This is a genomic window from Erythrobacter sp. RANMB8 (genome assembly GCF_056848235.1).
The window spans coordinates 38,845-64,196 of the sequence record NZ_JBREHG010000014.1; the positions used below are offsets into that span (position 1 = coordinate 38,845).

At 65.5% G+C, this 25,352-nt stretch carries 24 protein-coding genes; 14 read left to right on the plus strand and 10 right to left on the minus strand.

What is annotated here, in order from left to right; translation table 11 throughout:
* Positions 1 to 222 precede the first annotated feature (222 nt).
* The 4 genes from sufB to ACU0AG_RS13965 form a co-directional block, all read right to left on the minus strand.
* On the minus strand, positions 223 to 1,704 hold the full coding sequence (sufB, locus tag ACU0AG_RS13950) for a Fe-S cluster assembly protein SufB (RefSeq protein WP_482782885.1): 1,482 nt from the start codon (positions 1,702 to 1,704) through the stop codon (positions 223 to 225).
* Entirely contained in the window at positions 1,701 to 2,150 is a 450-nt protein-coding gene (locus ACU0AG_RS13955; RefSeq protein WP_482782886.1) for an SUF system Fe-S cluster assembly regulator, read from the minus strand. Before ACU0AG_RS13955 ends, sufB begins: the two co-directional genes overlap by 4 nt.
* 84 nt (positions 2,151 to 2,234) lie before the next feature.
* Positions 2,235 to 3,080: an AraC family transcriptional regulator gene (locus ACU0AG_RS13960; RefSeq protein ID WP_482782887.1), complete on the minus strand. Its 846-nt coding sequence runs from the start codon at positions 3,078 to 3,080 to the stop codon at positions 2,235 to 2,237.
* A 117-nt stretch (positions 3,081 to 3,197) separates the two neighbouring features.
* Positions 3,198 to 4,118, minus strand: coding sequence for a helix-turn-helix domain-containing protein (locus ACU0AG_RS13965; protein ID WP_482782888.1), 921 nt, complete (start codon positions 4,116 to 4,118; stop codon positions 3,198 to 3,200).
* A 359-nt stretch (positions 4,119 to 4,477) separates the two neighbouring features.
* Between ACU0AG_RS13965 and ACU0AG_RS13970 the strand changes: the two genes are divergently transcribed.
* The 5 genes from ACU0AG_RS13970 to ACU0AG_RS13990 all read left to right on the plus strand — a co-directional run bounded on the left by ACU0AG_RS13970 (position 4,478) and on the right by ACU0AG_RS13990 (position 10,724).
* Positions 4,478 to 5,518 (plus strand): quinone-dependent dihydroorotate dehydrogenase, encoded by a 1,041-nt coding sequence (locus tag ACU0AG_RS13970; protein ID WP_482782889.1) that lies wholly within the window; start codon positions 4,478 to 4,480, stop codon positions 5,516 to 5,518.
* 10 nt (positions 5,519 to 5,528) lie between these two features.
* Positions 5,529 to 7,244: a gamma-glutamyltransferase gene (gene ggt / locus ACU0AG_RS13975; protein WP_482782890.1), complete on the plus strand. Its 1,716-nt coding sequence runs from the start codon at positions 5,529 to 5,531 to the stop codon at positions 7,242 to 7,244.
* A 189-nt stretch (positions 7,245 to 7,433) separates the two neighbouring features.
* Entirely contained in the window at positions 7,434 to 9,233 is a 1,800-nt protein-coding gene (locus ACU0AG_RS13980) for an AMP-dependent synthetase/ligase (RefSeq protein WP_482782934.1), read from the plus strand.
* A gap of 147 nt (positions 9,234 to 9,380) precedes the next feature.
* The gene (locus ACU0AG_RS13985; RefSeq protein ID WP_482782891.1) at positions 9,381 to 9,941 is read left to right on the plus strand and encodes a hypothetical protein; all 561 of its coding nucleotides are present in this window, start codon (positions 9,381 to 9,383) and stop codon (positions 9,939 to 9,941) included.
* A 9-nt stretch (positions 9,942 to 9,950) separates the two neighbouring features.
* The gene (locus tag ACU0AG_RS13990; protein WP_482782892.1) at positions 9,951 to 10,724 is read left to right on the plus strand and encodes a helix-turn-helix domain-containing protein; all 774 of its coding nucleotides are present in this window, start codon (positions 9,951 to 9,953) and stop codon (positions 10,722 to 10,724) included.
* Positions 10,725 to 10,853: 129 nt separating this feature from the next.
* Here ACU0AG_RS13990 and phbB read toward each other — a convergent pair whose 3' ends face one another.
* Entirely contained in the window at positions 10,854 to 11,576 is a 723-nt protein-coding gene (phbB, locus tag ACU0AG_RS13995; RefSeq protein WP_482782893.1) for an acetoacetyl-CoA reductase, read from the minus strand.
* Positions 11,577 to 11,768: 192 nt separating this feature from the next.
* Complete coding sequence (locus tag ACU0AG_RS14000) at positions 11,769 to 12,527, minus strand: hypothetical protein (protein ID WP_482782894.1); 759 nt, start codon at positions 12,525 to 12,527, stop codon at positions 11,769 to 11,771.
* A gap of 364 nt (positions 12,528 to 12,891) precedes the next feature.
* On the opposite strand from ACU0AG_RS14000, the gene ACU0AG_RS14005 reads away from it, so the two are divergent.
* From ACU0AG_RS14005 to ACU0AG_RS14025, 5 genes are all read left to right on the plus strand, one after another.
* Positions 12,892 to 13,347, plus strand: coding sequence for a DUF3576 domain-containing protein (locus ACU0AG_RS14005; RefSeq protein ID WP_482782895.1), 456 nt, complete (start codon positions 12,892 to 12,894; stop codon positions 13,345 to 13,347).
* A 48-nt stretch (positions 13,348 to 13,395) separates the two neighbouring features.
* Complete coding sequence (locus tag ACU0AG_RS14010; RefSeq protein ID WP_482782896.1) at positions 13,396 to 16,101, plus strand: leucine--tRNA ligase; 2,706 nt, start codon at positions 13,396 to 13,398, stop codon at positions 16,099 to 16,101.
* On the plus strand, positions 16,101 to 16,601 hold the full coding sequence (gene lptE, locus ACU0AG_RS14015; RefSeq protein WP_482782897.1) for an LPS assembly lipoprotein LptE: 501 nt from the start codon (positions 16,101 to 16,103) through the stop codon (positions 16,599 to 16,601). The genes ACU0AG_RS14010 and lptE overlap by 1 nt, the downstream gene beginning before the upstream one ends.
* Positions 16,598 to 17,680 carry a DNA polymerase III subunit delta gene (locus ACU0AG_RS14020; RefSeq protein WP_482782898.1) on the plus strand — a complete coding sequence of 361 codons (1,083 nt, stop codon included), beginning with the start codon at positions 16,598 to 16,600 and terminating at the stop codon, positions 17,678 to 17,680. The genes lptE and ACU0AG_RS14020 overlap by 4 nt, the downstream gene beginning before the upstream one ends.
* An 86-nt stretch (positions 17,681 to 17,766) precedes the next feature.
* Positions 17,767 to 19,170: a sugar transferase gene (locus ACU0AG_RS14025; RefSeq protein ID WP_482782899.1), complete on the plus strand. Its 1,404-nt coding sequence runs from the start codon at positions 17,767 to 17,769 to the stop codon at positions 19,168 to 19,170.
* Here ACU0AG_RS14025 and ACU0AG_RS14030 read toward each other — a convergent pair.
* The 3 genes from ACU0AG_RS14030 to ACU0AG_RS14040 are packed head-to-tail and all read right to left on the minus strand — an operon-like array spanning position 19,164 to position 21,065.
* Positions 19,164 to 19,751 (minus strand): LptA/OstA family protein, encoded by a 588-nt coding sequence (locus ACU0AG_RS14030; protein WP_482782900.1) that lies wholly within the window; start codon positions 19,749 to 19,751, stop codon positions 19,164 to 19,166. The genes ACU0AG_RS14025 and ACU0AG_RS14030 overlap by 7 nt on opposite strands.
* Positions 19,751 to 20,419 carry an LPS export ABC transporter periplasmic protein LptC gene (lptC, locus tag ACU0AG_RS14035; RefSeq protein WP_482782901.1) on the minus strand — a complete coding sequence of 223 codons (669 nt, stop codon included), beginning with the start codon at positions 20,417 to 20,419 and terminating at the stop codon, positions 19,751 to 19,753. Before lptC ends, ACU0AG_RS14030 begins: the two co-directional genes overlap by 1 nt.
* 25 nt (positions 20,420 to 20,444) lie before the next feature.
* A complete protein-coding gene (locus tag ACU0AG_RS14040; protein WP_482782902.1) occupies positions 20,445 to 21,065 on the minus strand; it encodes a ribonuclease D in 621 nt (206 codons plus the stop codon).
* A 79-nt stretch (positions 21,066 to 21,144) separates the two neighbouring features.
* Here ACU0AG_RS14040 and ACU0AG_RS14045 point away from each other — a divergent pair, with 79 nt between their 5' ends.
* Positions 21,145 to 21,843, plus strand: coding sequence for a uracil-DNA glycosylase (locus ACU0AG_RS14045; RefSeq protein ID WP_482782903.1), 699 nt, complete (start codon positions 21,145 to 21,147; stop codon positions 21,841 to 21,843).
* A 38-nt stretch (positions 21,844 to 21,881) separates the two neighbouring features.
* Here the strand turns inward: ACU0AG_RS14045 and ACU0AG_RS14050 are convergent, their stop codons facing one another.
* Entirely contained in the window at positions 21,882 to 22,676 is a 795-nt protein-coding gene (locus ACU0AG_RS14050; protein ID WP_482782904.1) for a 2-keto-4-pentenoate hydratase, read from the minus strand.
* A gap of 152 nt (positions 22,677 to 22,828) precedes the next feature.
* Between ACU0AG_RS14050 and ACU0AG_RS14055 the strand changes: the two genes are divergently transcribed.
* The 3 genes from ACU0AG_RS14055 (at position 22,829) to kduD (ending at position 25,343) form a co-directional block, all read left to right on the plus strand.
* Positions 22,829 to 23,848 carry a LacI family DNA-binding transcriptional regulator gene (locus ACU0AG_RS14055; RefSeq protein ID WP_482782935.1) on the plus strand — a complete coding sequence of 340 codons (1,020 nt, stop codon included), beginning with the start codon at positions 22,829 to 22,831 and terminating at the stop codon, positions 23,846 to 23,848.
* Positions 23,849 to 23,941: 93 nt separating this feature from the next.
* Complete coding sequence (locus ACU0AG_RS14060) at positions 23,942 to 24,574, plus strand: RpiB/LacA/LacB family sugar-phosphate isomerase (RefSeq protein ID WP_482782905.1); 633 nt, start codon at positions 23,942 to 23,944, stop codon at positions 24,572 to 24,574.
* 13 nt (positions 24,575 to 24,587) lie between these two features.
* Positions 24,588 to 25,343, plus strand: coding sequence for a 2-dehydro-3-deoxy-D-gluconate 5-dehydrogenase KduD (gene kduD, locus ACU0AG_RS14065; protein WP_482782906.1), 756 nt, complete (start codon positions 24,588 to 24,590; stop codon positions 25,341 to 25,343).
* Positions 25,344 to 25,352 lie beyond the last annotated feature (9 nt).

Below are 25,352 nucleotides of genomic sequence, written 5' to 3' on the forward strand. Positions count from 1 at the left end.
GGATGAAGGACAGAACGATCGCGATCATTCCAGCTAGTAAGCCATGACGTCCCCACTGACGGTTCGCACGAACAGCAGAAACAGCGCTGGCCGCCGCGGATGCCAATAGGGTCTGCGGAATGAGAAAGATTGCCTCCCGATTCCAGAAAGCAGCAAGGGCGACAACAAGTGTCGGGGCAGCCGCTAAACTAGCCTGCACCAAGGGGGGGCGGACGAGCGCGCTCACCCCACGCTCCCCTCAAGCGAAATCGCCAGCAGCTTCTGCGCCTCGACGGCAAACTCCATCGGCAGCTCTTTCAGCACGTCCTTGGCAAAGCCGTTGACGATCAGCGCCACGGCTTCCTCTTCGCCCAGCCCGCGCTGCATCGCGTAGAACAGCTGTTCGTCGCTGATTTTGCTGGTGGTCGCCTCGTGTTCGATCTGGGCGCTGGGGTTCTTCACCTCGATATAGGGCACGGTGTGCGCGCCGCATTGATCGCCCAGCAGCAGGCTGTCGCACTGGGTGAAATTGCGCACGCCGCTCGCGGTCGGGCCGACGCGCACCAAGCCGCGGTAGGTGTTGTTCGACTTGCCCGCCGAAATCCCCTTGGAGATGATCGTCGAGCGGCTGTTCTTGCCGTTGTGGATCATCTTGGTGCCGGTGTCGGCCTGCTGGTAATTGTTGGTGACCGCGACCGAGTAGAACTCGCCCACAGAATCCTCGCCGTTGAGCACGCAGGAGGGATACTTCCACGTTACCGCAGAGCCGGTCTCGACCTGCGTCCACGAGACCTTGGAACGGTCCCCCTGACACAGCGCGCGCTTGGTGACGAAGTTGTAGATCCCGCCCTTGCCCTCGGCGTTGCCGGGGTACCAGTTCTGCACGGTCGAATACTTGATCTCGGCATCGTCGAGCGCGACCAGTTCCACCACCGCGGCGTGCAGCTGGTTCTCGTCGCGCATCGGCGCGGTGCAGCCTTCGAGGTAGCTGACATAGGCGCCCTTGTCGGCGATGATCAGCGTGCGTTCGAACTGGCCGGTATTTTCGGCATTGATGCGGAAATAGGTCGAAAGCTCCATCGGGCAGCGCACGCCTTCGGGGACGTAGACGAAGGTGCCGTCGGAGAAGACCGCGCAGTTCAGGGCCGCGAAGTAGTTGTCGCGCACCGGCACGACCTTGCCGAGCCACTTCTTCACCAGATCGGGATATTCGCGGATCGCCTCGGAGATCGAGAGGAAGATCACGCCTGCGCGCAGCAGCTCCTCACGGAAGCTGGTGGCGACGCTGACGGAATCGAACACGGCATCCACCGCGACCTTCTTCGCGCCCTTGACCCCGGCGAGCACTTCCTGTTCGCCCAGCGGAATGCCGAGCTTGTCGTAGACCCGCTTGATCTCGGGATCGAGGTCATCGAGCGAATCCAGCTCGATCTTCTTCTTGGGCGCGGCGTAGTAATAGGCGTCCTGATAGTCGATCGGGGGATAGCCGATCTTGGCCCAGTCGGGCTCCTCCATGGTCTGCCACAGGCGGAAGGCCTTCAAACGCCATTCGAGCATCCATTCAGGCTCGTTCTTTTTGGCGCTGATGAAGCGGACGGTGTCCTCGTTCAGGCCCTTGGGGGCGAATTCGGTTTCGATGTCCGATGACCAGCCATGCTCGTAATCGGCAACCTTGGCGGCGGCCTCGCGAGCCTCACGGTCCTGAATGTCGATCTCTTCGCTCATGCCAGATGGTCCTCGGGGGTAGTCGCGCCAGTGAAGGGGGGATGGGCGACGGGGCCGCGCAGCTGGGCGAGAGTGATCCCCGCCAGCGCCCCGCGCAGCGCATTGTTGATGATGGGCCAGTGCGGCTTCATGTTGCACCCGGCCTCGTAGTCGCAAGGCGTGTGATCGACGCAGGCGGTCAGCGCAATGCGGCCCTCGATCGCCTCGACAATATCCGCCACGGTGATCGCCGCCGCCGGACGGCCCAGCTGCAAGCCGCCATGAGCTCCGCGCACGGAGCGCAGCAGGCCTGCCGCCGTCAGCCTCGAGACGAGCTTCTGCACCGTCGGCACCGGCAGGCCGGTCTCGGTGGCAAGCTCCGCCGCGCTCACCCGCCCGTTGCCGCAGTGAAGGGCAGCCTGGCACATCGTGATGACGGCATAATCGGCAAGGTTGGACAGGCGCATTTGCGAGCGGTTCTCAATTCGGACGGAATCAGTCTGAATTGCAATTAGGACCGAACCGTTCGCATTACAACCGCCAATCCGCGCCTATCCATCGTCACCGTTCAGCAGCGCGCCAGCGTCGCCGTGGCCTGCGGGGTCGAGCAGGCCGTCGCCCAGATACCTCTTGCGCAGTTCGGTCGGCGTGCGCCCGGTGTAGCGCCGGATGTCGCGGATAAGATGCGCCTGATCGAAGAAGGTCGCCATCAGCTCGTCGAACACCTTCTCGCTGATTCCGGGCTGGCTGAGCGCCATTGCGGCGCGGTGGGCACGGAAGCGTTTGAGCACCTGCCCCGGGGCAACACCGAAAAAGCGGCGCGAGATGCGCTGCAACTGGCGCGGCGACATGCTGACATCGGCGTAGAGCTCCGGCAGACCGGGATCGAAACCGCTGACCAGCCAGCGCAGGATCGTCTCCACCGCGGCGACATGATCGGGGCGCAGGCTATGCCGCCCGGAAGCGATCACCGTAGCCAGATGGGTGCACAGCTCTTCAGGCGCAATACGCCCTGCGGCGCAAGCCTCGACCGCCGCTTCGAGCGCGGCAACCTGCTCGGCCGCCAGGATGGCCGAGGCCGGAATAAGCTGGTCATGCACCGCGTCGGCGGGAAGATTGGACAATTTCTGCCAGGCGACGTGGGTCAGCGACGCGCCGACTTGCAGCACCGGGCCTTCCATCATGCAGTCGGCGCTGCGCATCTGCGGCGCGTTGAAGAACGCGGTCGCGGATGTTCCCTCGCTGCCGTCGGCAAAGGTGAAGCGGATCCGCCCGCGCACCATCAGCAGCAACTGGGCAGAATAGGCAGGCACCGTTTCGGGGATGTCACCCCCGTCGGTTTCGATGATGTAGAATGTGTTGATGAGGCCCGCCAGTTCGGCAGGCGGCGGGATCATCCTTGTGCGAACGTGCAACCCGGTTCTGCCCTGAAGGGCGCTCCCTTGTTCGGTGTGGTGCGACCAGCTTTTGGCCGAATGTGTGCCACCCGGCTGCGCTTGTCGATAGGCAAGATGTCAGGAGTTCAATTCGCGCAGGTTCCGCTGGTCGATCATCTCGGTCAGGTAAGGCGTGGTGTCGTCGGTCAGCCGTGCCGGAGTCCGTCCGACAAAATGCGCGATTTCGCGGATCATGTGCGGCTGGTCGAAGAACGCTTCGGCGATCTCGGCTTCGTCTTCCAGCGACACCTGCGGGGCCGAAAGCAAGGCCGCCGCCCGCAATGCGCGATATTTGCGGGCAAGAGCGCGCGGGGTGAGGCCGAAATACTGCTCAACCAGCCTTTGAACCTGCCGGGCGGAATAGCCAGCCACACCCTCAAGCTCGCCGACCTCGGGGTTGAACGATGCTCCGAGCCAGCGGGCCACGGCGCCGATCAGTTCGAGATGGCGAGGATTGACCGGGCGGACAGCCCTCTCGATGAAGGCCGCAATGGCAAGGGCGCATTCGCTTCCGGTCATCGTGCCCGCCCGGTAAGCCTCCAGCAGTCGCTCCCCCAGGGCATCGATCTCCGGGCCAAGCACCGATCCGGCCGGCAGCAGCCTGTCCCGGTGGACACCCGCATGCAGCCCGGTGAGCGCGGCCCATCCCAGCGGCGTCAGCGCTGCGCCAAAGGCATGAAACGGGCCCGCCACCTCGATCGGCGTGGCGCGTGACAGCGGCGTTAGCAGGCCAACGGGATGATTCGGATCGCGGTGCCCGTCAGCAAAATGCATCTCGCCCTTGCCGTGCGGGAAGAGGCAGACCTGCCCCACAGCGGCGGGCTGGATGTCGCGGATGAAAGGCTCGTCACAGCGGAAATGATACAGCGTGGTCACATAGGGCGCGACCGCCTGCGGGGGTGCAATGTAATCGATTGCAATCAGCGCAGGGGAGGTTAGACTGGTCTCGGCCACCTCGGTGCTGTCGATGGATCGGGGGAAAGAAGTTGTTGCGTCCATGGTCGGGGAAAAGATTTATTCCCGCTTTTGTGCCCGTGGTCAAAGCAACAAATCGCACCTTGCGTGCGCAAGACAAAAAAAGGCGGCGCATCCCGTGGGAGCGCCGCCTATCTGAGTTGAGGAACTCTTTGCATCACTGCTCCGAGCCCTTCGGGTCGCAAGACAGCCTATAGACCGTGATTCGCCACAAGCATTGTATGCAAGCGACAAGGATGATCCCTTGATCAGGGGGAGAGCCTTGTTAACGCGCTGCAACCGGACGCGAATGTGCAGCCCGTGGCCGGAACCTGCGGATGAATCGGGACAGGATCGCGCCGATGCGCTCGACAGGGGCAACGCGCTGCCATAGGCGCTGTGCCATGCTGTTCCGCCTTGCCAGACCCGCGCTGTTCGCGCTCGATTCCGAAACCGGGCACCGCCTCGCCATCACGGCCATGAAGGCGCTGCCGCTGCGTGCGCCCGTGCGCCAGTCGGATGCGCTGGGCATCACGGTGGCGGGCCTGCACTTCCCCAATCCGGTCGGTGTCGCTGCGGGCTTCGACAAGAATGCCGAAGTGCCCGACGCGCTGCTCGGCCTCGGCTTCGGCTTCACCGAAGTCGGATCGATCACGCCTCTGCCGCAGGCCGGCAACCCGCGCCCGCGCCTGTTCCGGCTGGTCGAAGACGGGGCTGTGATCAACCGCATGGGGTTCAACAACGAAGGCGGCGAAGCGGCGCTGGCGCGGCTGCGGGCGCGCAGCGGTCGGGCCGGGATTGTCGGGGTCAATATCGGCGCGAACAAGGATTCGGACGACCGCGTGGCCGATTATGCCACCCTCGCCCGCACAATGGCGCCCTTTGCCAGCTACCTTTGCGTCAACATCTCCAGCCCCAACACGCCGGGCCTGCGCGCGCTTCAGGATGAAAGCGCGCTGACCGGCCTGCTCGATGCTGTGATTGCAGCGCGCGACGAGGCGGGCTGCGCGGCGGTGCCGATCTTCCTCAAGGTCGCGCCCGATCTCGAACCGGCGGACATCGACGCCATCGCCCGCATCGCGCTGGACAAGCGGCTCGGCGCGCTGGTGGTTTCGAACACCACGATCAGCCGCCCCGCCCTGCGTTCGCACCATGCGGGGGAGAGCGGCGGCTTGTCGGGCGCACCCTTGCGGAGCCTCGCCACGCAGCGCCTGCGCGATTTCCGCAGGGCCACAGGCGGCGCCATTCCGCTAGTCGGCGTGGGCGGTATCGCCGGTGCCGAGCACGCCTGGGAGCGCATCCGTGCCGGCGCTTCGCTGGTGCAGCTCTATTCCGCGATGGTTTACGAAGGCCCCGGTCTCGGCGGGCGGATCGCCCGCGGGCTCGAGGCGCTGATGCGGCGCGACGGCTTTGCCAGCATTGCCGAAGCGGTCGGAACCGAATAGCGATAGGGCCATGCGTTTATCCTCTGCCCTGCTCGCTCCGCTGGCGCTGGTTCTTGCCGGTTGCGTCACCACCCCGACGATCGCCACAGTCGAACCCTCGCCCGTTTCGGCAGGCGCGGTGAGCAGCGCCGATCCGCGCGCGACCGCGGCGGGCGAGGCGATCCTTGCGCAGGGCGGCTCTGCCACCGATGCGGCGATTGCCGTGATGCTGGCCCTGACGGTGGTCGAGCCGCAAAGCTCCGGCATCGGCGGCGGCGGGTTCATGGTCCGCGCTGACGGCGCGACCGGCGCCTTGCAGACCATCGACGGCCGCGAAACCGCGCCTGCCGCAGCCACCCCGAACCGCTTCCTCGATGCAGACGGAAAGGTGCTTCCCCGCGAACCGCGGGTCTTTTCGGGCCTCAGCGTCGGGGTGCCGGGCAATATCGCGCTTGCCGCCAAGGCCCATGCCGAACATGGCACGCTGCCGTGGGCCAAGCTGTTCGAGCCCGCCATCGCGCTCGCCGAAGACGGCTTCGTGATGAACCGGCGGCTGTTCGAATCGCTCAATGGCAACAAGGGCCGTGCCGACAAGAGCCCCGCGGCCAAGGCGGTGTTCTTCGGCGCGGACGGCAACCCGCTCCCCATCGGCACCACCATCCGCGTGCCCGAACTCGCCGCCACCTTCCGGGCGCTGGCGCAGCAAGGCCCGCAGGCGATGTATGGCGCCGAGGCCGCCGCTTCGCTCGCCGCCTATGTCGCTGGCGAAACCCCGCAGGACGGGAGGATGACCGCTGCCGACATCACCGCCTACCAGCCCAAAGACCGTGCGCCCGTCTGCGCCCGCTACCGTGTTTACAAGGTGTGCGGCATGGGCCCGCCTTCATCGGGCGGGATCGCTGTGGCGCAGATGCTCGGCCAGCTTGAACGCTTCGACATCGCGGCGCTCGGCCCGGACAGCCCTGCGTTCTGGCACCTGTTCATCGAAAGCCAGCGCCTCGCCTATGCCGACCGCGAACTCTATTCGGGCGATGCCGATTTCGTGGCGGTGCCGGTTTCGGGCATGGTGGATGCCGGTTATCTGGCCACCCGCTCGGCGCTGATTTCGCCGGACACCGCCATCGCGAAGCCCGAGGCCGGCACGCCGCCGGGCGCGCCGCTCGCGCGCGGGGACGGGCCGGAGGAGCCGGAAAACGGCACCACCCATTTCGCGGTCGTGGACGCCAGCGGCAATGCCGTCAGCTACACCTCGACCATCGAGGGCGCCTTCGGTTCGGGGCTGCACTGGGGCGGGTTCTACCTCAACAACGAGCTCACCGACTTCACCCTGACGCCCGAGGCCGATGGCAAGCCGGTCGCCAACCGGGTCGAGGGCGGCAAGCGTCCGCGTTCCTCGATGGCGCCGACCATTGTCTACGATGCCGAGGGGCGGATCGTGCTGGTGATCGGCGCCGCCGGTGGCCCGACGATCCCGGTGACCGTCACCCGTGCGATCATCGGCGTGCTCGATTTCCGCCTCGGCGCGCAGGATGCGCTGGCGATGCCGTTTGCCATGTCTTTCGGCGACACCCTGCTGATCGAGCAGGGCAGCACGCTCGAAGCGATGAAGGATGATCTTGCCGCACGCGGCCACAAGACCATCCGCGTCGGGCCTGCCCCGATCAAGGCCAACGCGCTCGGGCGGCGCGCCGACGGGACGTGGGAAGTGGCAACCGAACCGCGGCTTGTCAGCGTTGTCACCCCCTGACATCGCCGCCGGGGGCATCACTATCGGGGTGCTTGCCGCTACGGATTTGACCCTCTAATCTGCGCAGGCCACGCGGGTCGCACCATGCCTCGCGAAAGATAATCTCGAAGGGATCAGGAGCCTTTGCCAGTGCATTCCCCCACCGTGCCCCACGCTGCCCGTGCCGTGGCCAACCCGGCTGACCACCAGCTGTTGCAGGACATCGACAACGCGCAGAATCTGGTCGAGCTGTTTCTCAAGCGTGCCGACGAGAAGGGCGATGCGCCGTTCCTCGGCCACAAGACCGGCGGACAATGGGTGACACAAAGCTGGCGTTCGGCGGCCGAGCATGTCTGCCTGCTGGCCGAGGCGCTGCGGACCATGGGCCTTGAGGATGGTGACCGCGTGGCGCTGGTCAGCGAGAACCGCCCCGAATGGTGCATCGCCGACCTCGCCATCATGGCCGCAGGGTGCATCACCGTTCCCACCTACACCACCAACACCCGCCGCGATCACGCGCATATCCTCGACAATTCGGGTGCGCGTGCGGTGATCGTCTCGAACGAGAAGCTGCTTGCCCCGCTGGTGGGCGCAATCGCGCAGACCGGGCTGGCCGAACACGTGATCGGCATCGACGACCTCAAGCGCCAGCAATCGGGCAGCTTCGAATATCACGACTGGGCAGCACTGGTTGCCGGCGATGCCGCAGCGGCGCGGGCCGCGGTCGATGCCCGCATCGCCCGGATCAAGCGCGACGAGACCGCCTGCCTGATCTACACCAGCGGCACCGGCGGCGCGCCGCGCGGCGTGATGCAGCACCACGGCGCGATCCTGTGCAATGTTGCGGGCGCGGCCGAAGTGCTGATCGAGGATTTCGGGATCAAGGACGAACGCTTCCTGTCGTTCCTGCCGCTTAGCCACGCTTACGAACATTCGGGCGGGCAATATCTGCCGATCGGGGTGGGCGCGGAAATCTTCTATTCCGAAGGGCTCGAAAAGCTCGCCAGCAATATCGAGGAAACCCGCCCCACCATCATGGTCGTGGTCCCGCGCCTGTTCGAAGTCCTGCGCACCCGGATCATGAAACAGGTCGAAAAGCAGGGCAAGGTCGCCAATTTCATGATGGACGCCGCGCTGAAGATCGCGGGCAACAGCAAGGAAGGCAAGAAGCGCCTGCGCGACAAGCCGATGGATTTTCTGGTCGAGAAGACCCTACGTCCCAAGATCCGCGCCAAATTCGGCGGGCGGATCAAGGCGATGGTTTCGGGCGGCGCGCCGCTCAACCCGGAAGTCGGCAATTTCTTCGACGCCATGGGCCTCACCATGCTGCAAGGCTATGGCCAGACCGAAGCCGGGCCGGTGATCAGCTGCAACCGCCCGAAGGTCGGCCTCAAGATGGACACCGTCGGCCCGCCGCTGCGCGGGGTCGAAGTGCGCATTGCCGAGGATGGCGAAATCCTCGTCCGCGGCGAGCTGGTGATGCACGGCTACTGGCGCAACGAGGCTGAAACCGCCCGCACGCTCCAGAACGGCTGGCTTCATACCGGCGACATCGGGCACCTCGACAACAAGGGCCGGATCGTCATCACCGATCGCAAGAAGGACATGATCGTCAACGACAAGGGCGACAATATCGCCCCCCAGAAGGTTGAAGGCATGCTGACGCTCCAGCCCGAAATCGCCCAGGCGATGGTGAGCGGGGACAAGCGGCCCTATGTCGTGGGCCTGATCGTGCCCGACGCCGAATGGGCGCTGGAATGGGCGCGGGCAAACAACGAGAAGTTCGATCTGAAGGCCTTGCAGGACTTGCCGGCCTTCAAGAAAGCCGTGAGCGCGGCGGTCGATCGCACCAATGCCGACCTGTCAGTGATCGAAAAGGTGAGGCAATTCACCTTCGCGGACGAGGCCTTCACCATCGAGAACGAGGAAATGACGCCGAGCATGAAGATCAGGCGTCACAAGATCCGCGAGCGGTATCAGGAACGGATCGACGGGCTGTATCGGGGCTGAGGGGCCACCCCTCGCCCTCCAGCGTCACCCCGATCCCTTCCATCACCGTCACCCCGGACTTGATCCGGGGTCGGGTCAGGTTGAAGCGTTCTTCGCAATAATCGGTTTGGCGGTGGGAGCGAAAGCCTTGATGCATCCCAGTTGCCCGTGGAGCGCGCGCTGTGCCTCGTCCAGCTCAGCGAGCAATTCCAGCATCTCGATCCTGCTCAACTGCTTTGGCGGCAAGGGCTCGCCGCGTTGTTTGCCATCAAACCGGTAATGATGCGCGACGATCCCCGATTGTCTCGCTTCAATGTGGCCATGGGCGAGGAAATTGCGTTCATGAACCAGTCTTTGCCAATTGGCGATCCGTCGACGAGCGACCTTTTCGTGCCCATTGAAGGAAAATCTCTCCATGCACTCATGCAGCGCTCGCAAGCGGGCGACAGCGCCTTGGTGCTGGGCATCATTGTGAATGGCAATGCCAACTTCCTGAAGCGTCAGAATACAATCCGCCACCGAATGCTCGGCACGCGAAAAGACTTCAAGACAGCACCCCCGCCATGCACAAACCGCGACGGACCAATCGTCCAGTCCGAAGAAACTGATCTTGCTGACATCGAAGTGCACCGACATGGTCTGACCATACAACACAATGCCTTAAGCCTTCGTCACCGCCCCCGCCCACCCAAAAAATTCGGGGTGTCCCGCCCCTCATTCGCGCCCTAAACCTCTCGCATGACCCCCGGCCCCGACACGCTGACCGACAAGGAGAAGCAGACCCTGCGGCTGATCCTGCGCGGGCATGATGCCAAGTCCTCGGCGCGCGAACTCGGCCTGTCGGTGCACACTATCAACGAACGGTTGCGCGATGCGCGGCGCAAGCTCGGCGTCACCAGCAGCCGGGAAGCGGCGCGGGTGCTGCTGGCGGCGGAAAGCGAGGCCCCCGATCCGCCCCCCCAATTTCATGCGGACAAGGTTTTGGGGGATGCGCCGCAGCCGCATGGCACGCCAGACATGACGGCATCCGCTTTCCAGCGGCGGGCAGGGCGCGGCCTTGCTCTCATCTTTGCCGGAGTTGCTGCCATGTCGCTTGTTCTTGCCGCCCTGTTCCTGCCCGCTTCGCCGCTGTCGGTCGTCACCCCGGCGCCTGCGGTTACGGTGGCCGCCGCTGCCGAAAGCGAAGCCGCAGGTGCCGCACGCGCCGCCGGGGATTTCCTCGATCTGATCGACAACAGCCGCTGGGCCGAAGGCTATGCCGTGACGAGCGCCGAGTTCCGCAGGCTCAACACGCTTGAGGTGTGGAGCGATGTGTCCGCCCGCCTGCGCCCGCCGCTCGGCAAGGTGCTGACCCGCGAGATCATCGGCAACGAGTATGTCCCCGCCCCGCCGCAGGGCTACCGGCTGGTGAGGTTCCGCTCGGCCTACGAAAACGGCACCGCGCAGACCGAGAGCGTCAGCCTCGCCTGGGAGGACGGCGCGTGGAAGGTGGCGGGGATCGTGTTTGATTGATGGTGGGGGGATGGGCCTGCCCCCGCGAAGGCGGGGGTCAGACGGGTTCGGCGGGCTTGCGCCGCCGTCCGTGCGGCGCGCTGCCGCCGCGCGGCACCGGCGGCCAGCAAGGCTGGCTGCCTGCGCGCCTCAGTACATGTGCTGCCCGCCGTTGATGCTCATGGTCGATCCGGTCATGAAGCCGCCGTTCTCGGAGGTGAGGAAGGCCACCCCGCGGGCGATCTCCTCGGCCATCCCCAAACGCCCGACCGGGATCTTGGCGACGATCTTTTCGAGCACCGGCGCGGGCACGGCGGCGACCATGTCAGTGTCGATGTAGCCCGGCGCGATCGCGTTGACCGTCACCCCGAACTTTGCGCCTTCCTGCGCAAGGGCCTTGGTAAAGCCGTGGATGCCGCTCTTGGCCGCAGCGTAGTTGACCTGGCCATATTGGCCCGCCTGCCCGTTGATCGAGCCGATGTTGACGATCCGGCCCCAGCCCCTTTCGCGCATCCCCGGGAAGGTCGCCTTGGCCATGTTGAAGCACCCGCCGAGGTTGATGCGCATGACATCGTTCCAGTCCTCGAAGCTCATCTTGTGGAGCGTTCCGTCGCGGGTGATCCCGGCGTTGTTGACGACGATATCGACCGGGCCGTGATCCGCTTCCACCTGCGCCACACCCGCCAGCGTCGCTTCGTGATCGCCCACATCCCAGCGGTAGGCTGGGATGCCGGTGGCTTGGGTGAAGGCCTTCGCCTTTTCCTCGTTGCCCGCGTAATTGGCGATGACCGTGTGGCCCTGCCGCTGGAGCCGCTTGCAGATCGCCTCCCCGATTCCGCGTGTTCCTCCGGTGACGATGGCTACCCGACCCATGGCATTTCCCTTCCCTGATGCTGCAACGTTTTGCGCAGCAAACCTAGCCGTGCCGTAACGGCAGGGGAAGCGGGGAATAGCTATGCGCGAGGGCCGCGCTGCAAGGGGTCTAAACGGGGTCTGGAGGGGGTCTAAACCGACCTAAAGGGGGTCTAGAATCGCCTGATTTTCAGTCAAGTGGTTGTTTTACAATCAGAACTTGATCTGGGTGCCGACATAAACCGCCTGACTGTCCTTGACCGAGTTGGTCAGCGGGTCAAGCCGTTCGCGCTCGCGCGAGTAACGCACGCCTGCCGTCACGTTGAGATTGGGAGAAAGCGAGAAGCTGCCGCCGAGACCCACGGTCTCCCGCCCGATCGCGTCGAGCGTATTGGGCGAACGCCCGGCAATCTCGCGGTCTTCAAGCTCGATGCGCGGTTGCAGCCGCGACGGCTTGCTTTCGGAGACCGGACGCGAGGGTTCGAACTGCGCCAGGTCGGGCAGGGTCATGCTGTTGACACTGCTGCCCAGATCGATGGTGCGGGCAAAGCTCTTGTAGCCGCGGGCCGCGCCCAGCTGGAACCGGCTCGCTTCGAGTCCGTTGACGCCGATGCCACGGCCCGGCACGGCTTCGATCGCCTTGCGCACCGTGATCGCCCGGGCATTTTCATCATCGACCCGCACCGCGACCGTCACCGTGCGCTTGCCGGCCACCGGAACCGCACGCGCCGGCGTGAACCGCAGGCCCCGTGCCCGCGCCTTTTCCGCCACGCGGGCAGCCAGCGCCGGATCGACCGAGGCGGGGGTGAAGACATCCATCCCCATCGCGACAAAGGAAGTGGCCCGGGTTTCGCCCGCAGTTCCGGCCAGCGCGAAACCCGCGCTCGGCACGGCCAGTGCCAGAACACCGCACAGCGCGAGGAGCGGCAGCGAACGCTGCTTCCCTGCTGTCCTGTCCGCCTTGGCGACCATTGTTCTGCCCGTTTCCCTGCAACCCGCTTTATGCGGAAGATTTATCAAGCCTGACGCAACCTTAACCGTAGCTGAGTCGCGTCCTTACCAGTCACAATCTGATAGGCCTGGACGATGACGTTGCAATGATATTGCGCATGCCCCTACGGATTCGCCGCAGACCTGTGGCGCGATGCACACAGAATCGGCGCAGGCTCCGGCCCTCTCCTGCCCGCACCCCGCGCCCATCCCTGCAACAGCACGGTTCAGCGGGGGTAAAGCCCGCCGCGTGCCTTGTGCGCCGCCACGAGGCGGTTGACGCTTGCCGCACGGTGCCTGCGGGCTATAGAGCGTCAGCAAGACAGACTTTGAGGATGATCCGGACGTGACACGCGCCAATTCCGCCCTTTTCCGCCGCAGCCTGCGCGCCGCCCTGATCGGCGGGGCGCTGATCGGGCTGGCCGCATGCGGCGGCAATGATCGTCCGCGCACCGAATTGCAGGCCGCGCAGCTCAACACCATCGGGGTGAACGCCTATCTCTGGCGCGCCGCGCTCGACACGGTCAGCTTTGCCCCGCTGCTTCAGGCCGACAGCAATGGCGGCGTGATCGTGACCGACTGGTATGCCAACCCCTCCAACCCGAACGAGCGGGTCAAGGTGACGGTGACGATCCTCGATCAGGATCTGCGCGCCGATGCCCTGCGGGTGGCCGCGAGCCGGCAGGTAAACGAGGCCGGCAACTGGGTCGAAGCCCCGGTGCAGGCCGCCACGGTGCAGAAGCTGGAGGACATCATCCTCACCAAGGCCCGTGATCTGCGTCGCCAAGCCCTCGCTTCCTGAAGCCGCTCGCTTCGTAACACCTTACCGCCCTTCCACGGATAGGCTCCAATGACTGACACCCGATTCGATCCGTCCGTCGCTGACGGGCGCTGGCAGCGCGCATGGGAAGCGGCGGGCACCTTCACCGCCGATTCCGGCAGCCCCAAGCCCAAGAGCTACATCCTCGAGATGTTCCCCTATCCTTCGGGGCGCATCCACATGGGCCACGTGCGCAACTACACCATGGGTGATGTGCTGGCGCGCTACCAGAAGATGCGCGGGTTCGAGGTGTTGCACCCGATGGGGTGGGACGCCTTCGGGATGCCGGCCGAAAACGCCGCGATGGAAAAGGGCGTGCACCCCGGCGGCTGGACCCGCCAGAACATCGCGCAGATGAAGGCGCAATTGCAGCGGATCGGCTTTGCGCTCGACTGGACCCGCGAATTCGCCACCTGCGATCCCGAATATTACGGCCACGAACAGGCGCTGTTCCTCGATCTGTACGAGGCGGGGCTGGTTTATCGCAAGGAATCGACCGTCAACTGGGACCCGGTCGACATGACCGTGCTCGCCAACGAACAAGTGATCGACGGCAAGGGCTGGCGCTCGGGCGCGGAGGTCGAAAAGCGCAAGCTCAACCAGTGGTTCCTCAAGATCACCGACTTTGCCGATGATCTGCTGGAGGGGCTGGGCAGCCTCGAGGACTGGCCCGAGAAGGTTCGCCTGATGCAGGAGAACTGGATCGGCAAGAGCCAGGGGCTCACCTTCAAGTTCGCGCCGCTGGTTCCGCTGACGGAGCCAATCGAGGTCTTTTCGACCCGGCCCGACACGATCTTTGGCGCGAGCTTTGTCGCGGTCTCGCCCGACCACCCGATTGCGCTTGAGGTTGCTTCGCGGGACTCCAAAGCCGCCGCCTTTATCGAAGACTGCAAGCGCGGTGGCACGACTGCTGCCGAGATGGAGAAGCAGGAGAAGCTGGGCTACGACACCGGCTACGAAGTCCTGCACCCATTCGACGACGGTTGGACGCTTCCCATTTACATCGCCAACTTCGTTCTCATGGAATATGGCACAGGCGCGGTAATGGGTGTGCCAGCCCACGACCAGCGCGATTTAGATTTCGCGAACAAGTATGGCTTGCCTGTCGAACCCGCACTGAAACCTCTGCACGCTAGATTGGCTTCAGCTGAAGAGCGAGTGAAGTATCAATTCGACTTCGCAGAAAATCCTTGGTTAGTTCGAGGCGAAGACGAAGAGTTTCAGCTCTTTGCGGTCACCGAAAAGGCATTCGACCAAACCTCTTACGAACCAAGATTTAGCGTCGAAGATAGCGAAGCACTCATCCGCATACGAAAAAGGTTGCAGGAAATCCGCACCGAAGGCGACTGGGAATATCTGAACTTCTTCGGAGAGAATCGTTGGATTTCTATCGAAGAAGCCAAAGCTGAAGTCGTTCGTCGCGCTGAAGAGGGCGGCTGGGGCAAGGGGGCGACCGTGTGGCGGCTGCGCGACTGGGGCGTTTCGCGCCAGCGCTATTGGGGGACGCCGATCCCCTTCATCCATTGCGATGCCTGCGGCGTGGTGCCGGTGCCCAAGGACCAGCTTCCGGTGACGCTGCCCGAGGATGTCAGCTTCGACATCCCCGGCAACCCGCTCGAACGCCACCCGACGTGGAAGCATGTCGATTGCCCGAAGTGCGGCGCAGCGGCGCGGCGCGAGACCGATACGCTCGACACCTTTGTCGATTCCTCATGGTACTTCCTGCGCTTCGCCAGCCAGCCCGCTGACCGTCCGTTTGACCCCGAAGAGGTCGCCAAGTGGATGCCGGTGCAGCACTATATCGGCGGCATCGAGCATGCGATCCTGCACCTGCTCTACGCCCGCTTCTGGACCCGCGCCCTCGCCCACACCGGCAAGATCGCGGTGCAGGAGCCGTTTGCGGCGCTGTTCACGCAGGGCATGGTGACGCACGAGACCTATAGCCGCATCGACGCGAGCCGCGGCGTGCCGGTGTTCTTCGGGCCCGAGGATGTGAACCGCACGTCCGAGGGCGCGACGCTGCTCGCCGATGGCGAGGCCGTTGAAGTCGGCCGCGTCATCAAGATGTCGAAGTCGAAGAAGAACGTCGTCGACCCCGATGCGATCATCGCCCGCCACGGCGCGGATGCGGTGCGCTGGTTCATGCTGTCGGACTCCCCGCCCGAGCGCGATCTGCCGTGGTCCGACGCGGGGATCGAAGGCTGTGCGCGCTTCGTGCAGCGCTTGTGGCGCTTGTTCTCGGCCTATGATGCTTCAGCCGAGGGCGAGGACAAGGCCCTCGACCGCAAGACCCACCAGACCATCGCGGCCGTCGCCGCCGATATCGAGGCGCTGGGCTTCAACAAGGCCGTGGCGCGCATTTACGAGCTGACCGGCGCGGTGGAGAAAGCCGCGCCCTCGGCCAGCCGCTCCGCGGCGATCCGGGCCTTGGTCCATCTCGCCGCACCGATGATGCCGCACCTTGCGGAAGAGGCGTGGCAGCGCATCGGTGAAGGCCTGATCGCCGATGCCGCATGGCCGGAGGTCGACCCCGCGCTGCTGGTCGATGACGAGGTCACCATCGCGATCCAGCACATGGGCAAGCTGCGCGACACCGTCACCGCGCCCAAGGGTGCCTCGAAGGAAGACCTTGAGGCGCTGGCGCTGGCTTCGGCCAACCTGCAACGCTCGGTCGATGGCGCGGCGATCCGCAAGATCATTGTGGTGCCCGACAGATTGGTGAATATCGTCACCTGATGCGCCTGCTCGTCGCCCTCGCCGCACCCTTTGCGCTTGCCGCCTGCGGCCTGTCGCCGATGTATGCGGGCGGGGGCACCGCGGCGACCGCGCAGGGCATCGCCGCGGTCGAGGTGCCTGCGATCCAGGGGCGCGGGGGCTGGCTGGTCAAGAACGCGCTTGAAGCCCGCCTCGGGATCGCCGGGCAGACGACGCCGCAATACCGGCTCGACGTGCGGCTGGACGATTCGCTGGAGGCGCTGGGCGTGCTCAACGACGACACGATCAGCCGTGAACGCCGGATCCTGCGGGCGCGGTACCAGCTGGTCGATCTGGCAACGGGGTCGGTGCTGCTCGATGCCACCGCAGGCTCGGACGCGGGGATCGATGTGGTCTCGAGCGAATATGCCACCATCGCCGCCGAGCAGAAGGCGCTCGAAAACCTCGCGCTCGATGTCGCGGACCGGATGGCGACGCAGGTGGCGGTGACGCTCAGGGCGCGCGCCGCCGCTGGCCAATGAAGGCCAAGCATTCCGATTTTGCCCGCGGCTTTCCCGCCGGGGCCACCGCCTGCCGCATGTTCTTCTTCTGCGGCCCGGACGAGGCCGGGGCCAGCGCCGCCGCGGGCCGCCTCGCCGCCGCCCTGCCCGATGCGGGCGAGCGGGTGGAGCTTTCCGGCGCAGACCTGAAGCGCGATCCCGCCCTGCTCGGCGACGAGGCGCGTTCGACCTCGCTGTTCGGCGGCAAGCGCCACATCTGGGTGCGTGCCAGCGGCGATGATGCGCATGATGCGCTGCAATTCCTGATCGAAACGGCAGAGGCCGGCGCGGGCGAGGCGGCCCCGGTGTTCGTCGTCGCCACCTCCGCCACCGACAAGTCGCGCACCGCCAAGCTGCTGGAAAAGCGCAAGGATGCGCTGGTGGCGATGTTCCACCAGCCGGAACTGAAGGATGTCGCACAGGCCGTGCGCGGCATGGCCGATGCAGCGGGTCTCAGGCTGGGCGGAGACCTTGCCGAACGCATCGCGCGCGGCGCCGGGCTCGATGTGCGGCTGGCACAATCGGAAGTCACCAAGCTCGCGCTTTATTGCGATGCCGATCCGCAATCGCCCAAATCCGCCACGCCCGAAGATCACGCCGCGATCGGCGCGGCGACCGAGGAGGACGGCTTTGCCCCGCTGGTCAACGCCGTGCTCGGCGGCGAGACGGGGCGGATCGCGGGCGAGGTGCGGCGGATGCGCGAGCTGGGGCTCAACCCTGTCGGCGTGGCGCTGGCGCTGGAACGGCGGGCGGCGCAGCTGGCGCAGATCGCCAGCCGGATCGGCACCAACGGCCGCATCCCTTCGCTGGGACAGGGCGAGAAGATGCAGCTCGGCATCTTCTTCAAGGAAGAACGCGCCATCACCACCCAGTTCGAACGCTGGACCCAGCCTGCCACCCGCGGATCGCGCGAGACGCGGCTCGATCGCCTGATTCCCCGCCTTACCAGGTTGCACCGCACCATGCTGGCCAACAGCCAGACCGCCGAGCTGCTGCTGGCGCAGGAAATGGCGGAAATTGCCCGATATGCTGCAAAGCGGTCACAAAATGTGACAAACTGAATTTCGCAGTCGCACAATTACAATACTACTGTGTATTAAGCCCTAGGTAAGCATCCTGAGGGTCGCGCCTTTGGGGGAAGGTCTTAATGAATCGCGTGACGCCGAAACTGCTGGAGTCGGTTCGGCATGAAGCAGTCGAGAGCAAGATCGCTCCCTCGCTGGAGCGGCGGCGGCTGCGCGCCTATGTGCTGATGCTGCTGATGGATGGCGCGCTGTTCAATTTCAGCTTCGCGCTGGCGGCGCTGCTGTGGGAAGGGCGCTGGTGGGAACCGCGCACCATGCTGGCCGCGCAAGCCATGCTGCCGGTCTATTTCACGATCGCGCTCTATAACAGCACCTATGGCGTCAAGGCATTGAACGACTGGCTGTTCGCATCGCGCAAGGCCGTGATCGCGCTGGTGATCGCGGCGGGGCTGATCAATTTCGTCGGCTTCTACACCAAATCGAACGAGGATTTCTCGCGCGCGTCGGTCACCATCGGGCTGGCCTTCACCGCCCTGCTGCTGATCGCTTTCCGCCGCGCGATGAAGGTGCTGATCGCCAAGCGCTGGGGCGGGCGGGTGACCAACCGGCTGGTGATCGACGATGGCGGCACGGGCTTTCCGATGGAAGGTGTTGCGGTGATTTCCGCCGCGCAGTTCGGCCTCGATCCGGCCAGCCACGATCCCTTCATGCTCGACCGGCTGGGCAAGCTGCTGCGCAACCAGGATCAGGTGGTGGTCAGCTGCCCGATGGAGCGGCGGCAGGACTGGGCGTTCCTGCTGAAATCGGCCGGGGTCTATGGCGAGATCGTGAGCGAGCCGGCCCATGCGCTGGGCGCGGTTGGCGTGCATCACTATGGCGAATTCGACCGCACCACGCTGGTGGTGTCGACCGGCCCGCTGGGCCTGCGTGCCCGCATCCTCAAGCGATTGTTCGATCTTGCAGTCGCGGGCGGCGCGCTGGTTGCGCTCTCGCCGGTGCTGATTGCCACTGCCATCGCGATCAAGCTGGAAGATGGCGGGCCGGTGCTGTTCGTGCAGCGGCGGCTGGGACGCGGCAACCAGTTCTTCGACATGTTCAAGTTCCGCTCGATGCGCGAGGACAAGCTCGATCACAACGGCAACCGCTCGGCCGCGCGTGACGATGACCGCGTGACCCGGACCGGCGCCTTCATCCGCCGCACCAGCATCGATGAACTGCCGCAGCTGCTCAATGTGCTGAAGGGCGACATGTCGATCGTCGGCCCGCGCCCGCACGCGCTGGGATCACAGGCGAACAACAAGTTCTTCTGGGAAGTCGACCGCAAGTACTGGCAGCGTCACTGCCTCAAGCCCGGCCTGACGGGGCTGGCGCAGGTGCGCGGGCATCGCGGCGCGACGGAGCGCGAGGAAGACCTCACCAACCGCCTGCAATCCGATCTGGAATACATCGCGGGCTGGTCGCTCCGGCGCGATATCGAAATCGTGCTGCGCACCGCGATGGTGCTGCGGCACGAGAATGCCTACTGACCGGAGGTCTTCTGCGGCACGGCAAAGCTGCCGGTCACCCGCCCGCTGCTGCTGCTGCTGCCGCTGACCGCCGATCCGCCCGCCGCGCTGCCATCGACGCTCGACAGCCCGCTTTCCAGATCGATCACCAGCCGCCCGCCGTTCAGGGTGTCGCTGCCGCGGCGCAAGGCCACATTGCCCGCCATGGTGATGATGCGGCGGTTGAAATCATAGATCGCATTGTCGCCGCTGGCGCGTTCGTCGCCGCGGGTGATGGTGACCCCGCCGGTCGCGGTGATGCGCTGGATTTCGAGCCTTCCGGCATCGGTGAAATCGATCAGCAGCCGGTCCGAACGGACAGTGAGGCCCGCCTGCGTGAGCATGACCCCGCCGCCCAGCGTGATCCGGTTGGCGCGATCATCGAGCAGGCCGTTGCCCGCATCATAGGTCACCGGCGCGTTTGAATCGTGCCGGGCAATACCTTGTGCATTGAGTGTCATCCCGCCTGCCAGCACAGCGGCAAGGGCAAAGCCGCCGCCGCACCAGAGCGCGGCAATCTTTGCGAGGGCACGGGGCTGGCGGGGGGAAAGCGGCTTGGTCATCACGGCATCCTCAATTGGCCGGGCGTCATGGTCATACGGACATTGCCGTCGAGCAGGATCGTGCGTGCGGAAAGATCGGCGCGGATCGAATCGGCGGAAAAGGTGCCGGCGGGAACCTCGCCCGAAACCCCGGCATCGCCGCGCATCTCGCGGGCTTTCAGGTCGACCGAAACCCCGCGCGCGATCATGGCATAGCCATCGGCAGCGGTCAGGCGCACCGCGCCATCGACCGCGACGGTTTCGGCATCGATATCATAGGTGCCGCCTTCGGCACTGAGGCGCGTGGGGCCATCGGCGAACATCATCTGCGCGACCAGATCCTCCATCCGCACCAGCCCTTCGGCACCGGAGCGTTGCACCGCCTCTCCCGCCAGCAGCGAGAACGGGCGCCCCTTGTCGTCGCGACCGCGATACATGGCGTTGTCGACCGAAAGGCGTTCATCGATCAGGGCGACCTTGTTGCGATCGAGCAGGAAGCTGACCTCGCCCCGCGGGCTGAGCGGCGTGATCACCATCAGCGCCGCGATCACCCCCACGCCCATCGGCAGGGCGCGGGCGAGGAAGCCGACCAGCCGGTCGTGCGAACCGCCGGGCGCGGCAAAATGCTGGCGACGGCTGCGCAGCGCGCGGGCTTGAGTGGTTTCGATGCTGGGTTCGGCGGAGACCATGATCGTCGCTGTGCCCTTTGCCGCCTTACATGTGGCTGAAGATGTCGCTTTCGGCCCAGCCGGCGATGTCGAGCAGCGCGCGGGTCGGGAGGAAATCGAAGCACGCCTGTGCGATGGCGGTGCGCCCCTCGCGTTCCAGCCGCAGGGTCAACTCGTCACGCAGGCGGTGGAGATAGCGCACGTCGCTGGCAGCATAATCGCGCTGCGCATCCGACAGCACCGGCCCGCCCCAGCCGCTCGACTGCTGCTGCTTCGAAATGCTTTCGCCCAGCAGTTCCTCGACCAGATTCTTGAGACCGTGGCGGTCGGTATAGGTGCGGGTCAGCTTGCTGGCGATCTTGGTGCAGAACACCGGGCCTGCCATCACGCCAAGATAGTGGTGGATCGCGGCCAGATCGAAGCGGGCGAAATGGTAGATCTTCACCCGCGCCGGATCGGCCAGCACCGCCTTCAGATTGGGGGCATCATAGGCGCTGCCCGGATTGAAGCGCACCAGATGCTCGTCGCCCGTCCCGTCGGACAATTGCACCACGCACAGCCGGTCACGCGGGGTGACGAGGCCCATGGTCTCGGTATCGACCGCGATCGCGCGATCATTCACCAGCACGCCGGCAGGGAGGTCTTCTTCGTGGAAATGCACAGCCATGCGCCTGCCCCTACGCCGATTGGGGAAAGAGGGGAAGGGGTGAGTGGCGCGGTCCAGCGGTGCGTGCCAGTTTGCAGGCATGACTGCCGAAACCATTCCAGCAAGCTGGCGCGCCGTGCTCGATCCGGTGCTGGCGACGACCGAGGCGCGCCGCCTCGGCGGGTGGCTCAAGGCCGAGGAAGCGGCGGGCAAGCAGGTCTATCCCCCGCGCGGGCAACGGCTGGCCGCGCTGGCGCTGACCCCGCTCGATGCCGTGCGCTGCGTGATTCTGGGGCAGGACCCCTATCACGGCCCCGGACAGGCGCATGGGCTCGCCTTCTCGGTGCAGGATGGTGTGAAGGTGCCGCCCAGCCTCGTGAACATCTACAAGGAGCTGGAAGCGGACTGCGGAATTCCCCGCGCTGCCACCGGCGATCTGACCCCGTGGGCGCGGCAGGGGGTGCTGCTGCTCAACAACACGCTGACGGTCGAGGCGGGGCAGGCGGGCAGCCATGCGGGGCGCGGATGGGATGCGGTGACCGATGCCTGCGTCGCCGCCGTGGCCGCGAGCGAGGCGCCGACGGTGTTCATCCTGTGGGGCAGCCACGCGAAGAAAAAGGCCAGCCGCGTCCCGGCTCTCGCCCGCGCGCTTGCCGGCTCGGGGCACCATCTGGTGCTGACCTCGGCCCACCCCAGCCCGCTATCGGCGCATAACGGCTTCTTCGGCTCCCGCCCCTTCAGCCAGACCAACGCCTTTCTGGAGGAACGCGGGCGCGGCAGCATCGACTGGAGGGTTTGATCGCGATCCGGCGGCGGCGCATCCCGCCCGCCGCGCCGTCAGGTGATCAGCGCCTCGACCGATCCGATACCGGCAAAACTGGCGCAGACCGCGCTGCCCGGTGAAACAGGGTGGACGCCGGTGATCGCGCCGCTCGAAATCCACCAGCCGGCCTCGGGAACGATGCCCCGGCTGGCGAGATTGCCGATCAGGAACCGCGCTGCGCCGAAAGGGCCATCGAGCATGGTGGCGGTGGTCGCGCGGCCCGCGATCCGGCCGTCGATCGCCAGCGCCACCTCGACCTCGTCAAGGCGCCCCCAGTCATCGCGCCCGACCACCCGGCCAAGCAGCAGTCCGGCATTGTTGCCGTGATCGGAAATCGTCACGCATGGCCCGTCGGCATTGATCCGGGCATAGGGTGACGAGGCGATTTCGATGCCGATGCGGACCTCGTCGATCCAGTCCATCGCCGCTTCGGGGGTCGCGGGAAGCGGCCCCTCCCGCGGTGCCAGACGCAGCATGAATTCTGCCTCGGCTGCGGCAAATCCGCCGTGAAAGGTGGGAAAGGGGTGCGGCTCCTGCCCGGCCATCACGATGGCGTCGCGAAACGCGGGTCCGACCAGCCGGTCCGCGCCGAGCCTGGCATCATTGGGCGGATTGATCCGGCCGACCTTCCACCCGCCCACAGGCCGGTCCCAGAGCGAAAGCGCGCAGTCCTGGATCGCATAGGCACCGGCCAGATCGACGGGACGCCGCCCCGGATACTCGCCGATAGCCGTGCCGCCGCGCCGTGCGGCAACGAATGCGCCAGCGATGTCGCGCACCTCGGATTGCACCGTTTTCCTCTCGTCCATGTGCCCCACAAGGAGAGGCATTGGCGAAAAAGGAAACCGGTGTCAAAAGCTTTCTTGAAGCGCTATTGCTGCCTTGCAGGGCGGGCGTTTTTGCAATCGGGCAATTGCCGACTAGAAGGGCAGCCTCACGCTGAAAGAACATGACAACGACCATGGCCAAATCCGGCAAACCTCCGACGATCAACGATGTGGCGCGGCTTGCCGGTGTCTCCAAGAAGACGGTCAGCAGGGTGATCAACCGCTCGGCCCTGCTCAGCGAGGATACCCGCACCCGGGTCGAGACGGTGATCGAACAGCTTGGCTATGTGCCCAACCCGCAGGCGCGCGCGCTGGCGCTGCGGCGCAATTTCCTGCTCGGCCTGCTGCACGACAATCCCAATGCGCAAACCGTGCTCAATTTTCAGGAAGGCGTGCTCGATGCGATCCGCGACACCGAGTTCGCACTGGCGGTGCGCCCGGTGGACCGCCACTCGCCGACGATGATGGACGATATCCGGCGGTTCCTTGAACAGCAGCGGCTTTACGGCGTGCTGATCCTGCCGCCGATCTCGGAAAATGATGCGCTCGCGCAGCTCTGCACCGAAATGGGCTGCGGCTATGTCCGGATGGGCTCGGCGATGCTGGATGATGGCGATCACATGGTCGCCTCGAACGACCGCGAGATGGTGGCGCAGGCGGTCGATCATCTGGTCGAACTCGGCCATCGCCGGATCGCGCTGATCGAAGGGCCGGAAGGGTTCCGTTCGGCCTTCGAACGGCGCGAGGGCTTTCTTGCGGCCATGGCAGCGCATGGCCTGCCCGTGCCGCCCGAAGCGCGGGCGCAGGGGACCTACCGGTTCGAATCCGGACTGGCCGCCGCCGGGCAATTGCTCGACGCCGCCGAACGCCCCACCGCGATCTTCGCCAGCAATGACGAGATGGCGTCCGGCGCCTTCCACGCCGCCCGCCAGCGCAACCTGAGGGTGCCCGACGACCTGTCGATCATCGGCTTCGACGATTCGCCGATCGCGGCCCATATCTGGCCCCCGATGACCACCGTCGGCTGGCCGGTGCGTCAGATGGGCCGGGCCGCCGCGCTCAAGCTGATCGCACCGGACGACAAGACCGCCGGCCAATCGCGCTTTCCCGCACAGCTCGTCAAACGCCAGTCCGTCGCTCCGCCGAAGGGCTGAAAATGCGAGGTTGAATCGGCCCGCGCTTTGCGGTTACACAGCATCATGACACCGGTTTCCTAAAGCGCCGGTTTCGCAGAACAGGATAGACCCATGAAGATCGCGCTCATCACCGAAAACAGCCAGGCCGCCAAGAACGGCATCATCCACGAGGCGCTGACCGCTGTGGCTGAACCTCTGGGGCATGAGGTGTTCAATTACGGCATGTATTCGGCAGAGGACGCCGCCTCGCTCACCTATGTGATGAACGGGTTGCTGGCGGGCATCCTGCTGAACAGCAAGGCGGCCGATTTCGTGGTCACCGGCTGCGGCACGGGGATGGGCTCGATGCTCGCCTGCAACGCGATGCCGGGCGTGTTCTGCGGCCTTGTGATCGACCCGACCGACGCTTTCCTGTTCAGCCAGATCAATGCCGGCAATGCGGTTTCGATGCCCTATGCCAAGGGTTTCGGCTGGGCCGCCGAACTCAATTTGCAGGATTGCTACCGCAAGCTGTTCGAAGGCGAGCCGGGCGCGGGCTACCCCAAGGAACGCGCCGCGATCATGGCGGTCAATCGCGGCAAGCTGGCGGACCTCAAGGCGGCCAGCTGCCACGACATGCTGACCGTGCTGAAAAGCGTCGATCAGGACCTGTTGCGCGCCGCCATCGCGGGCGAGCGCTTTGCCGAATACTTCTATCCCAACTGTCAGGACGACAGCATCGCCGCCTATCTGAAGGCGCTGTAAGGGGGCTTCGGACATGGCGATTTCCTTCGACCTCACCGGCAAGCGCGCACTGGTGACGGGGGCCAACACCGGTATCGGCCAGGCGATTGCCGTCGCGCTCGCCGATGCCGGGGCAGATGTGGCGCTGGCCGGACGCAGCGCGCCTGCCGAAACGATGGCGCTGATCGCCGCGACCGGGCGCAAGGTTGTCGACCTGCGCGCGGACCTGTCCTCGATCGCTCCGGTCGCGGGGCTGGTCGATGACGCGGTGGCGGCACTCGGCGGGCTCGATATTCTCGTCAACAATGCCGGGATCATCCGCCGCAATGATCTGGCCGATTTCACCGAGGAAGACTGGGACGCGGTGATCGATACCAACCTGAAGACGCTGTTCTTTCTCAGTCAGGCTGCGGCCAGAGTGATGGCGGCGCAAGGGGCAGGGAAAATCGTCAACATCGCCTCGCTGCTCAGCTTTCAGGGCGGGATCCGCGTGCCGAGCTATGCTGCGGCCAAATCGGGCGTGGCAGGGCTGACCAGGGCGATGGCCAACGAGCTTGCGCCTGCGGGCGTGCAGGTCAACGCCATTGCGCCCGGCTATATCGCCACCAACAACACCGCCGCGCTACAGGCGGATGCAACGCGCAACCGCCAGATCCTCGAACGCATTCCGGCGGGGCGCTGGGGCAGGCCGGAAGACATTGCCGGAGCGGCAGTATTTCTGGCCTCGCCGGCCTCGGACTATGTCACCGGACATATTCTGGCGGTCGATGGCGGCTGGCTGGCGCGGTAATCCGGTCCC